The sequence below is a fragment of the Janthinobacterium darwini genome (genome assembly GCF_051380905.1).
GTDB lineage: Bacteria > Pseudomonadota > Gammaproteobacteria > Burkholderiales > Burkholderiaceae_D > Janthinobacterium.
Genome location: NZ_JBNYXX010000001.1, coordinates 2,041,087 through 2,057,790, shown reverse-complemented (window position 1 = coordinate 2,057,790; position 16,704 = coordinate 2,041,087). Strand labels below are relative to the sequence as shown.

The following is a 16,704-nucleotide window of genomic DNA, read 5'->3' as shown; positions in this document are numbered from 1 at the left end:
GAGCTTCTGACAGCGCTTGACCATATTCCATATTAAATGGAGCTACTGATTTCTTCTCAAAAAAGCAGCACAGATTCCAGAGCGCTCTTTGTTCTGCTTGGTCTATTATGTTCAACTGGTCTGAATCAGAGTAGCGGCTCAACAGCTCAAATAATACAAGGGCTACGTCAGCAGTAAGTGTTATTCCCTCCAACCCTTCTAAGGTGTCACGAGCTGCGCAGAAGCGCTGCCTTCGGGGATAATCAGGGCAAAGTCGTAGCCGTTGATCAGGTTAAACATTTCAATGTCGCCCCCCGCCAGTTTGCGCGAGCCTGGCCGCAGTGACCGCAGATCAAATAGAGACCAGCTGCCGTCGGTGGCGCCTGCACTGGCCAGCAGATTGAAGGCCGGGCTGTCAAGTTCGATGTGTGCCGGCTGATATGGCTTGCGCGCTCCCCCGAATCTCAGTTGCGTACCCTTCGCCGCCAGCACGATCAGGTGCAGCGAGGTATGGCCCTGGCCTTCGGCGCGTTCAGCCAGAAAGTTGCCAATGTCACGATTGTTGAGTGGATTAAGACCCTTGTATGCGTGATTTGCGCCGACCTTGACCACCAGCTTTTGCTCTTGCATGCCGAGCCGGGTTTCCAGGGTTCGCTTTAACAGCGTCAAACGTAAGCGGTTGGAGAGGTCGCGATCACCGGGCACTTGAGAGGCGCTTTTCTGATAGATGGCGCGGGTGGCCAGCAATGCATCGAGCAGCCCTAGCGCGGTTTGCTCTTTGGGGCCGGCAAGTAGCGGGCGCAACGAGGTCAGTGCCTCGCTTGGGGCCGACAGCATAAAGTACTCGAAGGGATTGCCGGTGGCTGCCGCCTTTTGAGATGCGACGGCTTCCATTTGACGCAAGGCTTCCAGCTTCGCGCGGGCAGCCGGATTAACCGGCTGGGCCAGCATCAGGGTGATCAGGTATTTGGCCGCCCCCACGAATTCCTGATCGATGCCCCAGTGCTTGAAGCGCGGTCCTGCGGCCAGGGCAAAGCCGGCGAGCATCTCTGCTTCCTGGCGCATGGTGTAGAAAGCAACGGAGTCCGGATAGGTGGCGTCGAATCTGGCGATAGCAGCAACCGCGTCGGGGCCCTTGAGTATCCCTTCGAGCGCGCTCGTCACGGCTGGACCATTTTCAGTTACCAAGGTCGTGAAGCCGGCAGGGGGCAAGGCATTGAAGTAGGCGGATGAGAATTGGGCGATCTCGGCGACACCGTGATCCTCGCCGAGGAGGACGTACTGCGCCTGGCGCGAAGCCTGTAGCAGCAGTGCCGCACCGGGTCCCGATAACGTGCCTTTGTCAACGGTGATAGCGAGCCGGCTGGCCGTGAGTTTTTCAAGGACGGCGGTATCGGCGACGGCCGAATCGGCGAAGCCGAGCGTCAGGGTGGCGGCAAGGAAGGCGAGACGGATGAACATAATAGTGTGGGCCGATCAGGGCGGTCAGTGAATGTATCAACAGTTTAACTGTCGCTGGCAACATCGGCTTCTGGCCGAAAGCTGCTATTGCCAGGTTCCGTTCCAAAGCGTACCGTTTGACCTCACGCTGAGGCCTATACGATCAAGTTATTTCTACCCGCACGCCGTTGTCATTGATGCGGCAACACTATTTCGCGGGTTTGCTCCACTCGCCATTGGCAGCAACGTCATTCAATTCAGCAGTGCCCTCGGCAAGCAAATACTCTTCGGTGCCATCGGCGTAGCAATTGTATTCATAAACAAATACCGGCAGGCCTTCACTAAGCAATACACTGGCACTCGTTGCATCAATAATAAGGTCGGTTTTTGATAGCAACACCACATCTGGTTGAACCAGTTCGTTGAAGTCCACTTGTATTCTTGGCTTTTCCATCGCTCTCATCGTAAGCGAAGCGTGATGTCAATCAAGTAATTAGTTGCGATGGCCGCTACTGGCCGATAGCGGAACACCGCAATGACTGATCGCACGATGCGCCTGCCTTCCGAATCAGGAGGCGGTTGCCTTGTTGTCTACCTGTGCGGCGGCGTCAGCACGCTGGCGATGGCTTTCGGCAAGGTTTCCGGATAATCACGGCTGAAGTGCAGGCCACGGCTTTCGCGGCGCGACAGGGCGCTGTTCACGATCATCGAGGCCACGTCGACCAGATTGCGCAATTCCAGCAAGTCGTGCGTGATGCGGAAGTTGCGGTAGTACTCGTCGATTTCCTCTTTCAGCAGGGCGATGCGGTGCTGGGCCCGCTCCAGGCGCTTGGTCGTGCGCACGATGCCCACGTAATTCCACATGAAGCGGCGCAGTTCATCCCAATTGTGGGAAATCACCACTTCTTCATCCGCATCCGTGACGCGGCTTTCATCCCAGTCGGGCAAATACGGCGTGCCCAGCTTTTCCTTGCTTTCGATATCCTGTGCGCAAGCGCGGCCGATGACGATGCATTCCAGCAAGGAATTCGACGCCAGGCGGTTCGCGCCGTGCAAGCCGGTACAGGCCGTCTCGCCCACTGCATACAGGCCCGGCAAGTCGGCGCGACCGGACAGGTCCGTGACGACGCCGCCGCAAGTGTAGTGGGCGGCGGGCACGATGGGGATAGGCTGCTTGGTGATGTCGATGCCCAGTTCCAAACAGCGCGCGTAAATTGTGGGGAAGTGTTCGATGAGGAACTCGGCCGGCTTGTGGCTGATGTCCAGGTGCACGTAATCGAGGCCGCGCTTTTTGATCTCAAAGTCGATGGCGCGCGCCACCACGTCGCGCGGCGCCAGTTCGGCCCGCTCATCGTGGGCCAGCATGAAGCGCTGGCCGGCCGCTGCGCCCGCTTCAGGCGGCAGTTTCAGCAAACCGCCTTCGCCACGGATAGCTTCGGTGATCAGGAAGGATTTCGCATACGGGTGGTACAAACAAGTCGGGTGGAACTGGATGAATTCCATGTTCGACACGCGGCAGCCGGCGCGCCAGGCCATGGCGATGCCGTCGCCGCTGGCCGTGTCAGGATTCGTTGTGTATAAATACACCTTGCCGGCGCCTCCCGTGGCCAGCACGGTGTGCTCGGCGGCAAAGGTGTGCACCTTGCCCGTTTGCTCATCCTGCACGTACAGGCCGTGGCAATGCGGTTGCGCATTGCGCTGTGTCGGCTTCATGCCCAGCTTGTCGGAGGTGATCAGGTCGATGGCGCAATGGTGTTCGAACAGGCTGATGTTCGGGTGGGAACGTACCTTTTCTTCCAGGGTCACCTGCACGGCATGGCCCGTGGCGTCGGCCGCGTGGATGATGCGGCGCTGGCTATGGCCACCTTCGCGGGTCAGATGGAAGCCCAGTTCGGCCGTGGCGTCGCGCGTAAACGGCACGCCTTGCTCGATCAGCCATTCGATGGCTTCGCGGCCGTGTTCGACGATATAGCGCGTGGCGCTCTCGTCGCACAGGCCGCCGCCCGCTATCAGTGTGTCTTCGATGTGCTGCTGATGGCTGTCGCCCGAGTCCAGCACGGCCGCGATCCCGCCTTGCGCCCAGTTGCTGGCGCCATCGAGCAGCGCGCGTTTGGAAATGATCGCGACAGTGCGCGTCTCAGCTAAATGCAGTGCAACCGATAAACCCGCCAGGCCACTGCCGACAATCGCTACATCAAATTTCATGACATTCATCTCATTTAGGGGAAGCATACTATATGCCATTTCCCCTCATTCGGTAATGTGTTGAGATAAATTCTGCAAGCGAAAGATCGCCGGGGGCGTAGCTTGTGGCGCATCAATGTCCTCGCGGAACAGTTGGCCATCATGGCAAGACAGCAGCAGGCCGCCCTGCGCGCGGCGTGCCGCTTTTTGCCGCAGGAGGAACCATGATCCGCATCTTCAGCCATTATGTCTCGAAAACAGCGTTTATATTGCTGTTGCTGGAAATCATGATCCTGTTGCTGTCGGCCACCCTGACATCGATGCTGTGGCTGGCGGACGACAGCCGCCTGGTGCGGGTGGGTGAGCTTTACCTTTCGTCCACGATCTTTGCGCTGGTCATCGTGCTGAGCATGAGTGCGCTGGGCATGTACCAGCACCGCTCGCGTGAAGATATCCGCAACACTTTATTGCGCATCCTGCCTTCGTTCGCGCTGGGCTTTGCCGTGCTCAGCGTTTTGATCCGTTTCATCCCGTCCTTGCATTTCGGGCGCGGTAGCGTGCTGATCTTTGGCCTGGGCGCCATCGGCGTGCTGCTGGCGCGCCTGGTGGTGTTCAAATCCTCGCAATCGCCGCTGATGGAAGGCCGGCTGATCCTGGTGGGCGGCGGGGCACTGGCGCGCGAATGCATGGACTTGGCAGCGAGCAAGATCGGTTTTCACCAGTTTACGGTGGTCGGCTGCATCGATGTGGCGGGAGAGCAATGCTGCGTGCCGGTCTCGGCCTTGCTGCCGGCCGAGCCGTCGCTGCTGGCCATGGCCCAGCGCCATGCGGCGCATGAGATCGTGGTGTCCGTCAGCGACCGGCGCAATGGGGCGTTTCCTGCCAAGCAGCTATTGGAATGCGCGCTGGGCGGCGTGAAAGTGATCGACGCGGCCACGTTTTTCGAGCGCGAAGCGTGCCAAATCCGCATCGATTCCTTGCAGCCCAGCTATCTGATCTATGGCGGCGGCTTCGACCAGAGTTTTTTCCGCGCCGCCTCGAAGCGCCTTTTTGACCTGGCCGCCAGCAGCGTCATCTGCCTGGCGGCGCTGCCCGTGATGCTGGTCACGGCAATGTGCATCCGCCTGGAAGACGGCGGCCCCGTGTTTTACCAGCAGGAGCGGGTGGGGCGCGACGGCTTGCCCTTTAAGGTGCTGAAATTTCGCAGCATGCGCTGCGATGCCGAGCGCGATGGCAAGCCCATCTGGGCGCTGGCCAATGATGCGCGCATCACGCGGGTGGGCAATCTGATCCGCAAGCTGCGCATCGACGAATTGCCGCAAATGCTCAATGTGTTTCGCGGCGAGATGAGTTTTGTGGGGCCGCGCCCCGAGCGTGCCTACTTTGTCGAGCAACTGAAGCAGCAGGTGCCGTACTACAACATTCGTCATAGCATCAAGCCCGGCATCACGGGCCTGGCGCAGGTGCGCTATCAATATGGCGCCTCCGTCGACGATGCCGTGAAGAAGCTGCAATACGATTTATATTATGTGAAAAATAATAGCCTCTTCCTCGACTTGCTGATCCTGCTCGACACGGTGCAGGTGGTGCTGTTTGGCAAGGGCAGCCGATAATGCAGGCGCAATCGGCCTGGCTGGCGCAGACTGATGCGGCGGCCCTCAGCCACGGCCTCGCGTCGCTGGCCTTCTTCGCGCTGGCACTGCTATTCATCAGCAACTGGCGCGCGCGGCAAAACGTGCGCGCCTTGCTGCTCGCCTGCCTGGCGACGGGGGGCTGGGCCACGGGCACGGTGGTGCTGGTGCTGCTGGGGCAACGCATCGCGCTGGCCGGCGATGCGCTGGAGTTGCTGCGCACCCTGGCCTGGCTGGTTTTTTTGCTGCTGCTGATCGAACCGTCGCGGCCCCGCTTGCGTCTGGTGCTGGCCGGCGTCGCCCTCACGGCGCTGGCGCCCTGGCTGTTGTCCATGGCCTCGTCGTGGCTGGCGCTGCCTTTGCCGGCGCGTATCATCGCCAGTGTCTGCCGTTTGCTGCTGGCCGTGCTGGGCATGCTGCTGGTGGAGCAGTGGTACCGCAACACGCCGCCCTTGAAACGCTGGGGCATCAAGTTTGCCTGCCTGGGCGTGGGCGGCCTGTTTGCCTACGATTTCTATCTGTACAGCGACGCCTTGCTGTTTCGCGCGATCAACGATGATATCTGGGCCGCGCGCGGCATCGTCGACGCCCTGTGCGCCCCGCTGCTGGCCGTGTCGGCCGCGCGCAATCCAGGCTGGGCGCTGGGCCTGTCCGTTTCGCGCCAGATGCTGTACCGCTCGGCCGCCTTGCTGGGTTCGGCCATCTATTTGCTGGCCATGGCGGCCAGCGCCTACTACTTGCGCTATGTCGGCGGCACCTGGGGTTCGCTGATGCAGATGGCCTACCTGGGCGGCGCGGCCCTGTTGCTGGCGGGCGTGCTGTTTTCCGGCAGTCTGCGCGCCAAGCTCAAGGTCACCATCAACAAGCATTTCTATAACGCCATCTTCGATTACCGCGAAGAATGGCTGCGTTTTACGCGGGCCTTGTCTGAAGATGGCCCGGCCCTGGGCGAACGCACGATACAGGCCATGGCGCAGCTGGTCGAAAGCCGCGCCGGCGCGCTGTGGATAGTGCGCGAACAGGGGCAGTTTGCCCCGGCCGCCACCTGGAACTGGCCACCGAGCACGTGGAGCGAGCCGGCGACCGGCAGCCTGTGTCAGTTTCTGGAAGCGCGGCAGTGGGTGATCGACGTGCCTGACTGTCGGCAAAACCCGCGCCAGTACGGTGGCTTGCAGCTACCGCCTGCGCTGCTGGCGCTGCCCGACGTGTGGCTGCTGCTGCCCTTGATGCTGCATGGCCAGCTGTTCGCCTTTGTCGCGCTGGCGCGGCCCCGTACGCGTATCGGCTTGAACTGGGAAATCCGCGACGTGCTGAAAATTGCCGGCAGCCAAGCCGCCAGCTATTTGGCGCACCGCGAATCGCTCGACACCCTGACGGTGTCGCGCCAGTTTGACTCGTTCAACCGCATGTCCACTTTTATTGTGCATGACTTGAAAAACCTCGTGTTCCAGCTGTCCTTGTTGTTAAGCAATGCCGAAAAGCACCGCGCCAATCCCGCCTTCCAGCAGGACATGCTGGGCACCCTGGACCATTCCGTGCAGAAAATGAAGACCTTGCTGCAGAAGCTGGCGCGTGGCGAGGCGCCGGAAGCGCCGGCGCCGCTGCTGCTCGATGGCTTGCTGCGCCAGGCCGTGGCCGCCAAGGCCAGCCTGGCGCCGGCGCCCCGACTGGAAATTGTCGATGCCGAGCTGACGGTGCTGGCCAACCGCGCTCGGCTGGAAAGAGTGCTGGGCCATTTGATCCAGAACGCCATCGAGGCCACAGCCAGCGATGGCAAGGTGGCCGTACGGCTGCGGCGCGAGCAGCACACGGCCGTGGTCGAGCTCGACGATACGGGGCAGGGCATGAGCGAGCAATTCATCCGCGAACGCCTGTTCAAGCCCTTCGACACGACCAAGACGGCGGGCATGGGCATCGGCGTGTTCGAAAGCCGCGAATACCTGCGCGAAGTGGGCGGCAGCCTGGAAGTGCGCAGCGAACCCGAGGTCGGCACCAGGTTTCGCGTGATCCTGCCGCTGCACGCGGCCTAGCAAAGGAGTGCCATGGGCAAGCAAAAACTGCTGGTCATCGAAGACGACCCGGGCCTGCAAAAGCAGTTGCACTGGAGTTTTGACGGCTATGAAGTCTTGTTGGCGGGCGAGCGTGAAACGGCGCTGGCGCTGGTGCGGCGCCACCAGCCATCCGTGGTGACGATGGACCTGGGCTTGCCGCCGGACCCGGACGGCGCCACGGAAGGCCTGGCCACCCTGCAGCACATCCTCGCGCTGGCGCCGGACACCAAGGTCATCATCCTCTCGGGCAACCAGGAGCGGGCGCATGCGTTAAAGGCCATCGCCCTGGGCGCCTACGATTTCCACCAGAAACCGTTCGACGCCGACATGCTGGGCCTGGTCATCGCCCGCGCGTTCTACCTGCACGCCATGCAGCAGGAAAACCGCCGCATGCTGCAAACGCAGGCGGACTCGCCGCTGGCCGGCATCGTCAGCCGCGATCCGGGCATGCTGAAACTGTGTCGCAGCGTGGAAAAAGTGGCGCCCTCGTCGGCCAGCGTGATGCTGCTGGGCGACTCGGGCAGCGGCAAGGAATTGATTGCGAAGGGCTTGCATGCACTGTCCAGCCGCCATGCGCAGCGTTTTGTGGCCATCAATTGCGCGGCCATCCCGGAAAACCTGCTGGAAAGCGAGCTGTTCGGTTATGAGCGGGGAGCATTTACGGGCGCGGCGCGGCAAACCCTGGGCAAGATCGAGCTGGCTCACGGCGGCACCTTCTTTCTCGACGAGGTCGGCGACATGCCGATGGCCCTGCAGGCGAAATTGCTGCGCTTCCTGCAGGAAAGAGTCATCGAAAGGGTGGGCGGGCGCGCCGAGATCGCCGTCGACGTGCGCATCGTCTGCGCCACGCACCAGGATTTGAAAATGCTGGCGGAACAGGGGCGTTTCCGCGAAGACCTGTTCTACCGCCTCAGCGAAATCGTCTTGCGCATTCCGCCCCTGCGCGAACGAGCTGGCGATGCAGCCTTGCTGGCCCACCATTTCAAGAACAAGTTCTGCGCCAGCGAGGGACGCAGCAACCTGCATTTCAGCGCTGGCGCGCTGCAGCTGATCGAAAGCCATGGCTGGCCGGGCAATGTGCGCGAGGTGGAAAACTGCATCAAGCGCGCCGTCATCGTGAGCGACGGGCCGCAGATCGCGGCCGACGATCTGGGCTTGTCCGCCAGCGCCCAAGCGGCGCCCATGGACGAGGCCATCAACCTGCGCCAGGCCCGCGAAGCGGCCGAATACAAGGCCATGGTGCGCGCGCTGGCGCGGGCCGACGGCAATATCGCCCGCGCAGCTGACTTGCTGGGAGTGAGCCGGCCCACCTTGTACGACCTGATGGGCCATCACGGCATCAAGTAGCCGCAGGATACTGATATGAATTGAATATCAAGTTTGTGTAAGGCGTCGCACATACGCTGACGCCGCCATGGCGCATCCTTGTCTCATCCACAACAAGGAGGCGCCATGAATGCGATCAGTTTATTAATGCAGGACCACAAGGCCGTCAAAGCCTTGTTTGCCCAATATGAAGGCTTGAGCGACCGCTCATTCGCCACCAAGAAAAAGTTGGCCGACCAGATCTGCCAGGAATTGACCGTGCACACGCAGCTGGAAGAAGAAATCTTCTACCCGGCCGTGCGCCGCCCCATCCACGACGGCGATTTGATGGATGAAGCCGTCGTCGAGCACGCGAGCGCCAAGGAACTCATCGCGCAGATCGAAGCGATGGATCCCGCCGACGACCTGTACGACGCCAAGGTCAAGGTGCTGTCCGAACAGATCGAACACCACGTCAAGGAAGAAGAGGGTGACATGTTTCCCAAAGTGCGCCATACAGCCGTCGACCTCGATGCGCTGGGCCGGGAAATGGCCGCGCGCAAGGAACAGCTGAAGGGCGTGGCCACCTGAACGGCTTAAAAAATCAACAACCAAGGGAGAATTCCATGCAAGCTACACAATTGTCCGTGTCGGACCTGAACAATCCGGGCGTATCCTGGGGCGCCGTGCTGGCGGGCGCTGCCGCTGCTGCGGCCTTGTCCTTCATCTTGCTGATCCTCGGCGTGGGGCTGGGCCTGTCGTCCGTGTCGCCGTGGTCGTTCAACGCCACGGCCATCGGCGTGTCGACCATCGCATGGCTGGCCTTCATGCAACTGGCCGCGTCCGGCATCGGCGGCTACATGGCCGGCCGTTTGCGTGTGAAATGGAGTTCCATCCACACGGATGAAGTGCATTTCCGCGATACGGCGCATGGCTTGCTGGCCTGGGCCGTGGCCACCCTGATCACCGTGGCCGTGCTGGCCGGCGGCACGCGCGCCGTGCTCAGCGGCGCAATCGATGCGGGCAGCGGCGTGGCGGCGGCAGTGTCACCGGCCGCAGCGGCTGGTGCTGGCGTGGCTGCGTCCAAGGCGGGCGAGGGCGGCAGTGCCGTCAATCCGCTCGATTATTTCTCGGACATGCTGCTGCGCGCCGCACCCGCACCCGCACCTGCTGCCGTCAGCGGCGCGCCCATGCCAGCATCTGCTGGCGTCACGCTCGCCGACCAGCGCGTGGAAATCGGCAAGATCTTTGCAACGGGCCTGTCCACGGGCAGCCTGGCCGCCGATGACCGCGCCTACCTGGGCCAGGTCGTGGCCAGCCGCACGGGCTTGACGCAAGCTGAAGCAGAAGCGCGAGTCGACGCTGTCTACGGCCGCGCCGCCAAGGCCGCCGCCGATGCCAAGGCAAGTGCCCAGCAAGCGGCCGATACGGCACGCAAGGCCGGTGCCCACACGGCCCTGTGGATGTTCGTCGCCTTGCTGCTGGGCGCTTTCGTCGCCAGCCTGGCCGCCACTGTTGGCGGGCGCCAGCGCGACCATGAGCGCGTGCTGCGCCATGTGACCATTTAAATCATCCATTTCAATCTAGGAGACTGCCATGCGTTCCATCCTCTTGCTGCTGCTGGGCATTCCATTGCCCATCGTCATACTGATCGCCCTGTTCGTGCACTAACAAAGCAAGAACCGGCGCCCGCCGCAAGGTGGGCGCCGGTTTTTGCGTGAAAGCGGCCGCATGTGTAAGATGGCGCCATCTTTCCACCGAGACTATCCATGAATGTGACCGCCATCCGTCCCTTGCTGAAAACCGCCGCCATCGCCGCTTTTACCTGCACGCTGCTGGCCTCGTGCTCCACCCTGATCGGCCCGCGCGACGTGAATGTGTCGCTGAGCAAGATGCAGCAAGGCCTGGAGCGCCGCTTTCCCATCGACAAGCGCGTGTTGTCCGTGCTGGACGTCAAGCTGACCCACCCGCAACTGTCCTTGCAGCCCGAGCGCGAGCGCGTGGCCCTGAGCGTGGATGCGAGCGTCTTGCCGCCGTTCATACGTCAGAGCTGGCGCGGCAGCCTGGCCATGTCGGGCCGTCTGGTGCTCGACGCCCAGCGCAATGCCGTCTACCTGAGCGAAGCGAGCGTGGACAAGGTAAGCATCGACGGCATGGATGAAGCGCAGCAGCGCCAGTTCGCCAAGGTGGCCAGCCTGGTGGCCGACCAGCTCATGCATGAAACGCCGATCTACACCTTCAAGCCCGATGAATTGCGCTACGCGGGCGTGCAATTCGTGCCCACGCAGATCAGGACCACCGGCAATGGGCTGACGGTGACGTTCGAGCCGGTGAAATAGGCTAGACCTCGAACGCTGGCGAGCTGATTTGCGTTGCCGTGTTATTGCGCGGCGTCGCCTCTTCGTGGAACAGGTCAGCCAGGTATTCGCACAACGCATCGGCTTGAATATCGTCCGGAATAATGAAATCGGCGGGCCGGCGCTTGCCTTCCGTGCCGAGATAGAATGCGCGCCATGCTCCCGGATTTCCCCGGACGGCAATCAGCGTGCCGAAAATATTGAATCTGCATTCCTGCATCAAGCTGCTCCATTTCCTTGCTCAAGTTTGACATTTGTTGTGCTATAGTAATATTTACTTATATAGTAACATTTACTTATCCAAGGGCGGGCAATGGTCAATATCAGCACGGCGGGAATCCAACCCGGGGCACTGTCTGCCGCGGAAGGCAGCAAGGTGTCATCAGGCAAGGCAGCATCGGACAAGGCCCAGACAACCCAGGCGCCGGCCGGCGCTGGCGCCGTGGCGGACGATGTCGTGATTTCGACCCTGGCCGGGCGCCTGGGGAAGGCTGCCACGGCCACCAGCGCCACCATCCGGGGCTTCGATCATGCGGCGCTGGGTCGGTGGGTGAATGACAATACCGATGACATCCTGTATCCGCTGGACGCCGAACAAAAGGCGGCCGCGGCAAAGCAGGTGCCGCAACCGAATGACGCGGCATCGGCAAAGTCGGCCGCCGCCGCCACCGCTTATGTCGACAGGAAGGGCCCCAATCCGTTTGCCGGGCTTTCGCGCGAGCAATTGTCCGCCATTTCGAACGATGACAGCGGGACATTTACCATCAACGAGCGGCGTGCCGCCTTTATGCAGGCGTATCAGGAAGAAGAGGCCTGGCGCACTCAAGTCGTGGCGCAAGCCATGCATGAATACAATACTACCGGCAAGACGACCAATTTCTTCAAATCCGTGCTCGCGCATTTCAATGCATTGCCCCAGCTGGAACAGTCGCAATATCCCGCCAATTATGCGAGCGACCTGGAAGACAAGATCAAGCTCGATTTTAACTATTTCAATCATGCGGCCGGCAATGGGGGGCCAACGCCGGGTTCGCTTGCAGACATGCTGAAAAATCAGGATAGAAAAGGCCTGGATCTGTTTGATCTCCTGGGCCGCTGACCTCTGGAATTGTTCAACTGTCATTGTTGCCCGCAGGCAGGCCGACTATAATCCTGCCTCCCATGCCTGGACACAGCATGTTACCCAACATGAAGTTAAAACAATTAAAGGAATCTTCGTGAAACGTTCACTCATCAGCGCCGCTTGCTGCGCCTTGCTCGCCTTATCTTCGCCATCGCTGTACGCCCAGCAAGGTGCTACCGCCGCTGCGCCAGTCTCAGGCATCGACCTGAAAACCCTGGACCCCGCGGTCAGCCCCAGGGATGATTTCTACGGCTACGTCAACGGCGTGTGGACCCGCAATACGGATATCCCGGCCGACAAATCCGTCTGGGGCACGTATATCGAATTGCGCGAAATCGCGCAAGGCCAGCTGCGCGGCCTGATCGATGCCACCGTCAAGAACCCCGGCAAACCCGGCAGCGAGGCGCACAAGATCGCCGACCTGTACACGAGTTTCATGAACGACAAGGCGCGCGATGCGGCCGGCTTCAAGCCCCTGCGCACCGAGCTGGCCCGCGTTGCTGCCGTAAAAGACAAGAAGGACTTGCCGGCGCTGTTCGCTTACCTGCAAGGCAATGGCGTTGCCACGCCGTTTTCCGCCTATGTGGCGCCCGATGCGCAAGATCCCGAGCACTACACGGTCAACATCAGCCAGTCCGGCCTGGGCTTGCCTGACCGCGACTACTATCTGAAGGAAGACGACGCCAAGCTGCAAGCCGTGCGCGCCAAATACCTCAAGCATATCGAGACCATGCTGGCCATGAGCGGCGACAAGGGCGCCGTTGAACACGCGGCGCAGATCCTCGATGTCGAAACGCGTCTGGCGGCCGTGCAGTGGACGCGCGTGCCGATGCGCGACCCCGTCAAGTCCTATAACCGCGTCGACTTCGACAAGTTCGCGGCACTGGCGCCGGCCTTCGACTGGAAAGCCTACTTTGCCGCCGCCGGCCTGGCGCCGAAAGCCTCTTCGGCCGTCGTGCGCCAGCCCAGCTTCATCAATGGTTTTTCCGAGGCTGTGGCTGCCGTGCCGCTGGCATCGTGGAAGAGCTATCTGAACTGGCGCATCATCGAAAGCTATGCATCCTACCTGGACAGCGCCAGCGTCAAGGAGCGTTTTGCGTTCGACGGCACGGTGCTGCGCGGCGTGCCGCAAAGCGAACCGCAGTGGCAGCTGGCGCTGCGCTTCACGGATAACGCCATCAGCGACGCCGTCGGCAAGCGCTACGTGGACATGTATCTGCCGCCGGAAACGAAGCCGCGCGTGATGGCCATGTTTGACAATTTCGTCGCTTCGTTCAAGGATGGCATCGAGCAGCTCGACTGGATGGGCCCGGAAACCAAGAAGGAAGCCCAGCTCAAGCTGGCCGCCTTGAAGCCGAAGATCGCCTATCCGGACACCTGGCGCGACTACAGCAGCATGAAGACGCAGCCAAACGACTTGATCGCCAACGTGCGTGCGTCGCGCGCGTGGAGCCGCCAGCAAAACCTGGACAAACTGGGCAAACCCGTCGACCGCGACGAATGGTCGATGACGCCGCAAACCGTCAACGCCAGCTACAGCCCGGCCCTCAACGCCATCACGATTCCCGCCGCCATCCTGCAGCCGCCATTTTTCAATGTGAAAGCGGAAGATGCCGTCAATTACGGCTTGCTGGGCATTACTTTCGGCCATGAAATCAGCCATGCCTTCGACGATTCGGGCAGCCAATATGATGCCAAGGGCCGTTTGCGCAACTGGTGGACGGCAGAGGACCGCACGGCCTTCAAGGCGCTGGCCGCCGGTCTCGTCAAGCAATACGGCGCCTACAGCCCCGTGCCTGGCTACCACATCAATGGCGAGCTGACCCTGGGTGAAAACATCGGCGACAATTCCGGCCTGTCCATCACCTACAAGGCCTATCAGCGTTCGCTCGGCGGCAAGCCATCGCCCGTACTCGACGGCCTGACGGGCGAACAGCGCCTGTACATCGGCTTTGCGCAGAAATGGCGCGCGAAACTGCGTCCGGAAGCGGCGATTGCCCAGATCAAGAGCGACCCGCATTCGCCGGGCGAATTCCGCGCCAAGGGCACGGTGAAGAACCAGCCCGGCTTCTATGAAGCGTTCGGCATCAAGCCGGGCGACCCGATGTATCTGCCGCCCGAACAGCGCGTGATCATGTGGTAAATCATGTGGTAAGCCCGTAGGGCCGTCGGGCAAACGCGCCGGGGACTATTCCTTGGCGTGGTTGAGCGTGTACCGGGGCAGTTCCACGGTCAGGTCTTCCTGGCTGACGCGTGCCTGGCACGACAGGCGGGAATGGGGCTGCAAGCCCCAGGCCTGGTCAAGCATGTCTTCCTCATTGTCGCCCAGTTCATTGAGCGAGTCGAAACCCTGCACCACGACCACGTGGCAGGTGGAACAGGCGCCCACCTGGCCGCAGGCGTGTTCCATGTCAATCTTGTTGAGCAGCAAGGCGTCGCAAATGCTCATTGTTTCTCGCGCGTCGAACACGGCGCCGTCGGGGGCCAGCTCGGGATGGGGCAGGACGGTGATTTTTGGCATGTGGGGTTCTCCTCGGTTATTCTTCAATCCCGTCACCTTGGACCTTCCCGCCTTGGCAAGGTCAAGCCCCTGCGCGATCCTGTCCGACGATGCACGCATCCAGATGGTCGAGCAATTGCAGGAACACGCGTTTATCTGCAATGTGATTCATCGTGGCACTCGTCAATACATCGCTGGCAGCCGCCGTCACGGCCTCCTTGGCCGCTGCGCAGGCGGCATGCAGTTGCGCGCGATCCAGTTCCTGCAGCGCCGTGTCGATGCCTGCGCGCGTGAAATCGAAGGCATCCATGCCGCAGCAGCCGGCCACGCAATGGGTTTCCAGCCGGCAAATCAGTGGCCACAGCCCGTCCAGCAGGGCATCGATGTCGCCGGCCTGATGATAGCGCTCCCCGATGTCGATGCATTCGATCCAGTCATCATCGGCGATCTGGATATCGTATTGGTGCTCGCGTTGAGTCATTTTTCAACATTCTCCTGGTCTGTGGGATCGCATTATAAAAAAACCGCCCGAAGGCGGTTTGCTTGCATCCGAGACGGCGCGTCAGCTAAATAAGCTAGATAAAGTAGATCAGCGCGACCACACCTACGACGAGGGCCACGCGGGTAATTTGATACGCGGTCTTGTTCCACGCCTTGAAGCGGCGGCGGTACTGGCCCATGGTCCAGGAAATCTGGAACAGTTTGCTGACACCGCCCACCTGGTCGCCCAGTTCGTTGGGCGAGGCGGCGGCCGTCATCAGGGTGCGGCCCAGCCAGCGGTTCAGACCTTGCGCCCAGCGGTAGCGCATCGGGCGCTCGATGTCGCAGAACAGGATGATGCGGTCGCTGTCGGCATCGTTACGGGCCCAGTGTATATACGTTTCATCGAACATCACGGCCTGGCCATCGCGCCAGCTGTGGCGTTCGCCATCGACGTCGATGAAGCAGCGGTCATCGTTGGGCGTCTGCAAGCCCAGGTGGTAGCGCAGCGAACCGGCGAACGGGTCGCGGTGCGGGTTGAGCTTGCCGCCTTGCGGCAGTTCCGCAAACATGGCTGCCTTGATCGAGGGAATCGATTGCAGCAGCGCATAGGTTTGCGGGCACATCTGCTGAGCAGACGGGTGGTTCGCGTCATACCATTTCAGGTAGAAACGCTTCCAGCCATATTTGAAGAAGGAATTGAAGCCCACGTCATTGTTCTTTTCCGCCGCTTTGATCTTTTTCATTTCCTGCATGCGCAGCGCTTCATCGCGGATGATCTGCCAGTTCTGCTGCAGCGGCGCCAGTTCGGGAAATTGATCGACGGAAAGATATGGCGTGGCCGGCACCTTGGAAAAGGTGTGCATGAACAGGTTCAGCGGCGCCATGAACGAGGAGTGATCGAAGATCTGGCGGCGAAACGGCAGGCGCACCTTGCCACGAAAATGAATATGTAAAACAGAAAACACAAAAATGCCCAGCAAGGCCCACTTCATACACAACCTCGTTTTTTAAGAATGGGGCAATTATAACCAGTTAATGCCACCGCTACCCCCTGCGACGGTGAAGGAAAGATGAAGCAGCGCGTGCGCGCCGCCTGCCCTACAATGGTTTTTTCTCCACACTTATCCGAGGTAACAATGGAAATCTGGCACGCACCGCTCGACCTGGCCACCCTCAACGCCGCCTGTGTAGGCACGGCCATGCGCCACCTGGGCATTGCATTCACGGCCTTCGGCCCCGACTGGATCGAGGCGACCATGCCCGTCGACCACCGCACCATGCAGCCGTTCAAGCTGCTGCATGGCGGCGCTTCCGTACTGCTGGCCGAAACCCTGGGCAGCATGGCCGCGAATGCCTGCCTCGATTCCAGCCGGCAAGTGAGCGTGGGACAGGAAATCAACGCCAACCACGTGCGCGGCGTGCGCGGTGGCCACGTGACGGGGCGCGCCACGCCGATACACCGGGGCCGCAGCAGTCAGGTGTGGGAAGTCCGCATCGTCGACGATGACGGCAAACTGTGCTGTATATCGCGCATCACCATGGCCGTCATCGACGCGCCTTGACTTGCATCAAAGCAATAAAAGTGAGCGCGTGAAATCATCCATAACGCTGTTCGCTTATAATTCAGTGTGCTGTTGTGTGGCGTGGGGTG

General features: G+C 61.1%; 16 protein-coding genes. 9 read left to right on the top strand and 7 right to left on the bottom strand.

Features of this window, described 5'->3' with window-relative positions:
• Positions 1–198: 198 nt before the first annotated feature.
• The 3 genes from ACQ4WZ_RS09590 to nadB all read right to left on the bottom strand — a co-directional run bounded on the left by ACQ4WZ_RS09590 (position 199) and on the right by nadB (position 3,624).
• Positions 199–1,440, bottom strand: a complete 1,242-nt coding sequence (locus ACQ4WZ_RS09590; protein WP_436573240.1) for a hypothetical protein — start codon at positions 1,438–1,440, stop codon at positions 199–201.
• Between the two features lie 187 nt (positions 1,441–1,627).
• Complete coding sequence (locus ACQ4WZ_RS09585) at positions 1,628–1,852, bottom strand: hypothetical protein (protein ID WP_436573239.1); 225 nt, start codon at positions 1,850–1,852, stop codon at positions 1,628–1,630.
• A 158-nt stretch (positions 1,853–2,010) separates the two neighbouring features.
• Entirely contained in the window at positions 2,011–3,624 is a 1,614-nt protein-coding gene (gene nadB / locus ACQ4WZ_RS09580) for an L-aspartate oxidase (RefSeq protein WP_101481197.1), read from the bottom strand.
• Positions 3,625–3,827: 203 nt separating this feature from the next.
• On the opposite strand from nadB, the gene ACQ4WZ_RS09575 reads away from it, so the two are divergent.
• The 6 genes from ACQ4WZ_RS09575 to ACQ4WZ_RS09550 all read left to right on the top strand — a co-directional run bounded on the left by ACQ4WZ_RS09575 (position 3,828) and on the right by ACQ4WZ_RS09550 (position 10,929).
• Entirely contained in the window at positions 3,828–5,216 is a 1,389-nt protein-coding gene (locus tag ACQ4WZ_RS09575; RefSeq protein WP_436573238.1) for a TIGR03013 family XrtA/PEP-CTERM system glycosyltransferase, read from the top strand.
• Positions 5,216–7,264, top strand: a complete 2,049-nt coding sequence (gene prsK, locus ACQ4WZ_RS09570) for an XrtA/PEP-CTERM system histidine kinase PrsK (protein WP_436573237.1) — start codon at positions 5,216–5,218, stop codon at positions 7,262–7,264. Before ACQ4WZ_RS09575 ends, prsK begins: the two co-directional genes overlap by 1 nt.
• Before the next feature lie 12 nt (positions 7,265–7,276).
• Entirely contained in the window at positions 7,277–8,632 is a 1,356-nt protein-coding gene (gene prsR, locus ACQ4WZ_RS09565) for a PEP-CTERM-box response regulator transcription factor (RefSeq protein WP_436573236.1), read from the top strand.
• A gap of 105 nt (positions 8,633–8,737) precedes the next feature.
• Positions 8,738–9,181 carry a hemerythrin domain-containing protein gene (locus tag ACQ4WZ_RS09560; RefSeq protein ID WP_133991611.1) on the top strand — a complete coding sequence of 148 codons (444 nt, stop codon included), beginning with the start codon at positions 8,738–8,740 and terminating at the stop codon, positions 9,179–9,181.
• 35 nt (positions 9,182–9,216) lie between these two features.
• Entirely contained in the window at positions 9,217–10,158 is a 942-nt protein-coding gene (locus ACQ4WZ_RS09555) for a hypothetical protein (RefSeq protein ID WP_436573235.1), read from the top strand.
• A gap of 201 nt (positions 10,159–10,359) precedes the next feature.
• Positions 10,360–10,929, top strand: a complete 570-nt coding sequence (locus ACQ4WZ_RS09550) for a DUF1439 domain-containing protein (RefSeq protein ID WP_101481203.1) — start codon at positions 10,360–10,362, stop codon at positions 10,927–10,929.
• 1 nt (position 10,930) lies between these two features.
• On the opposite strand, the gene ACQ4WZ_RS09545 is transcribed toward ACQ4WZ_RS09550, so the two are convergent.
• Positions 10,931–11,167, bottom strand: a complete 237-nt coding sequence (locus ACQ4WZ_RS09545) for a DUF7661 family protein (protein WP_101481204.1) — start codon at positions 11,165–11,167, stop codon at positions 10,931–10,933.
• Positions 11,168–11,323: 156 nt separating this feature from the next.
• Between ACQ4WZ_RS09545 and ACQ4WZ_RS09540 the strand changes: the two genes are divergently transcribed.
• Together ACQ4WZ_RS09540 and ACQ4WZ_RS09535 are read left to right on the top strand one after the other, a co-directional pair.
• A complete protein-coding gene (locus tag ACQ4WZ_RS09540; protein WP_436573234.1) occupies positions 11,324–12,046 on the top strand; it encodes a hypothetical protein in 723 nt (240 codons plus the stop codon).
• Positions 12,047–12,164: 118 nt separating this feature from the next.
• Positions 12,165–14,213: a M13 family metallopeptidase gene (locus tag ACQ4WZ_RS09535; RefSeq protein WP_436573233.1), complete on the top strand. Its 2,049-nt coding sequence runs from the start codon at positions 12,165–12,167 to the stop codon at positions 14,211–14,213.
• A gap of 45 nt (positions 14,214–14,258) precedes the next feature.
• Here ACQ4WZ_RS09535 and fdx read toward each other — a convergent pair whose 3' ends face one another.
• From fdx to lpxO, 3 genes are all read right to left on the bottom strand, one after another.
• On the bottom strand, positions 14,259–14,591 hold the full coding sequence (gene fdx / locus ACQ4WZ_RS09530) for an ISC system 2Fe-2S type ferredoxin (protein ID WP_101481207.1): 333 nt from the start codon (positions 14,589–14,591) through the stop codon (positions 14,259–14,261).
• A 61-nt stretch (positions 14,592–14,652) separates the two neighbouring features.
• Positions 14,653–15,051: a DUF6331 family protein gene (locus ACQ4WZ_RS09525; RefSeq protein ID WP_101481208.1), complete on the bottom strand. Its 399-nt coding sequence runs from the start codon at positions 15,049–15,051 to the stop codon at positions 14,653–14,655.
• 94 nt (positions 15,052–15,145) lie between these two features.
• Positions 15,146–16,045: a lipid A hydroxylase LpxO gene (gene lpxO / locus ACQ4WZ_RS09520; RefSeq protein WP_101481209.1), complete on the bottom strand. Its 900-nt coding sequence runs from the start codon at positions 16,043–16,045 to the stop codon at positions 15,146–15,148.
• Positions 16,046–16,189: 144 nt separating this feature from the next.
• On the opposite strand from lpxO, the gene ACQ4WZ_RS09515 reads away from it, so the two are divergent.
• Complete coding sequence (locus ACQ4WZ_RS09515) at positions 16,190–16,615, top strand: hotdog fold thioesterase (RefSeq protein WP_101481210.1); 426 nt, start codon at positions 16,190–16,192, stop codon at positions 16,613–16,615.
• Positions 16,616–16,704: the final 89 nt, after the last annotated feature.

What these genes read in the sequence shown, in the direction of transcription:
- ACQ4WZ_RS09590 (WP_436573240.1), bottom strand. Translation starts at nt 1,440, where the DNA reads ATGTTCATCCGTCTCGCCTTCCTTGCCGCCACCCTGACGCTCGGCTTC.
- nadB (WP_101481197.1), bottom strand. Translation starts at nt 3,624, where the DNA reads ATGAAATTTGATGTAGCGATTGTCGGCAGTGGCCTGGCGGGTTTATCG.
- ACQ4WZ_RS09575 (WP_436573238.1), top strand. Translation starts at nt 3,828, where the DNA reads ATGATCCGCATCTTCAGCCATTATGTCTCGAAAACAGCGTTTATATTG.
- prsK (WP_436573237.1), top strand. Translation starts at nt 5,216, where the DNA reads ATGCAGGCGCAATCGGCCTGGCTGGCGCAGACTGATGCGGCGGCCCTC.
- prsR (WP_436573236.1), top strand. Translation starts at nt 7,277, where the DNA reads ATGGGCAAGCAAAAACTGCTGGTCATCGAAGACGACCCGGGCCTGCAA.
- ACQ4WZ_RS09560 (WP_133991611.1), top strand. Translation starts at nt 8,738, where the DNA reads ATGAATGCGATCAGTTTATTAATGCAGGACCACAAGGCCGTCAAAGCC.
- ACQ4WZ_RS09555 (WP_436573235.1), top strand. Translation starts at nt 9,217, where the DNA reads ATGCAAGCTACACAATTGTCCGTGTCGGACCTGAACAATCCGGGCGTA.
- ACQ4WZ_RS09550 (WP_101481203.1), top strand. Translation starts at nt 10,360, where the DNA reads ATGAATGTGACCGCCATCCGTCCCTTGCTGAAAACCGCCGCCATCGCC.
- ACQ4WZ_RS09545 (WP_101481204.1), bottom strand. Translation starts at nt 11,167, where the DNA reads ATGCAGGAATGCAGATTCAATATTTTCGGCACGCTGATTGCCGTCCGG.
- fdx (WP_101481207.1), bottom strand. Translation starts at nt 14,591, where the DNA reads ATGCCAAAAATCACCGTCCTGCCCCATCCCGAGCTGGCCCCCGACGGC.
- ACQ4WZ_RS09525 (WP_101481208.1), bottom strand. Translation starts at nt 15,051, where the DNA reads ATGACTCAACGCGAGCACCAATACGATATCCAGATCGCCGATGATGAC.
- lpxO (WP_101481209.1), bottom strand. Translation starts at nt 16,045, where the DNA reads ATGAAGTGGGCCTTGCTGGGCATTTTTGTGTTTTCTGTTTTACATATT.
- ACQ4WZ_RS09515 (WP_101481210.1), top strand. Translation starts at nt 16,190, where the DNA reads ATGGAAATCTGGCACGCACCGCTCGACCTGGCCACCCTCAACGCCGCC.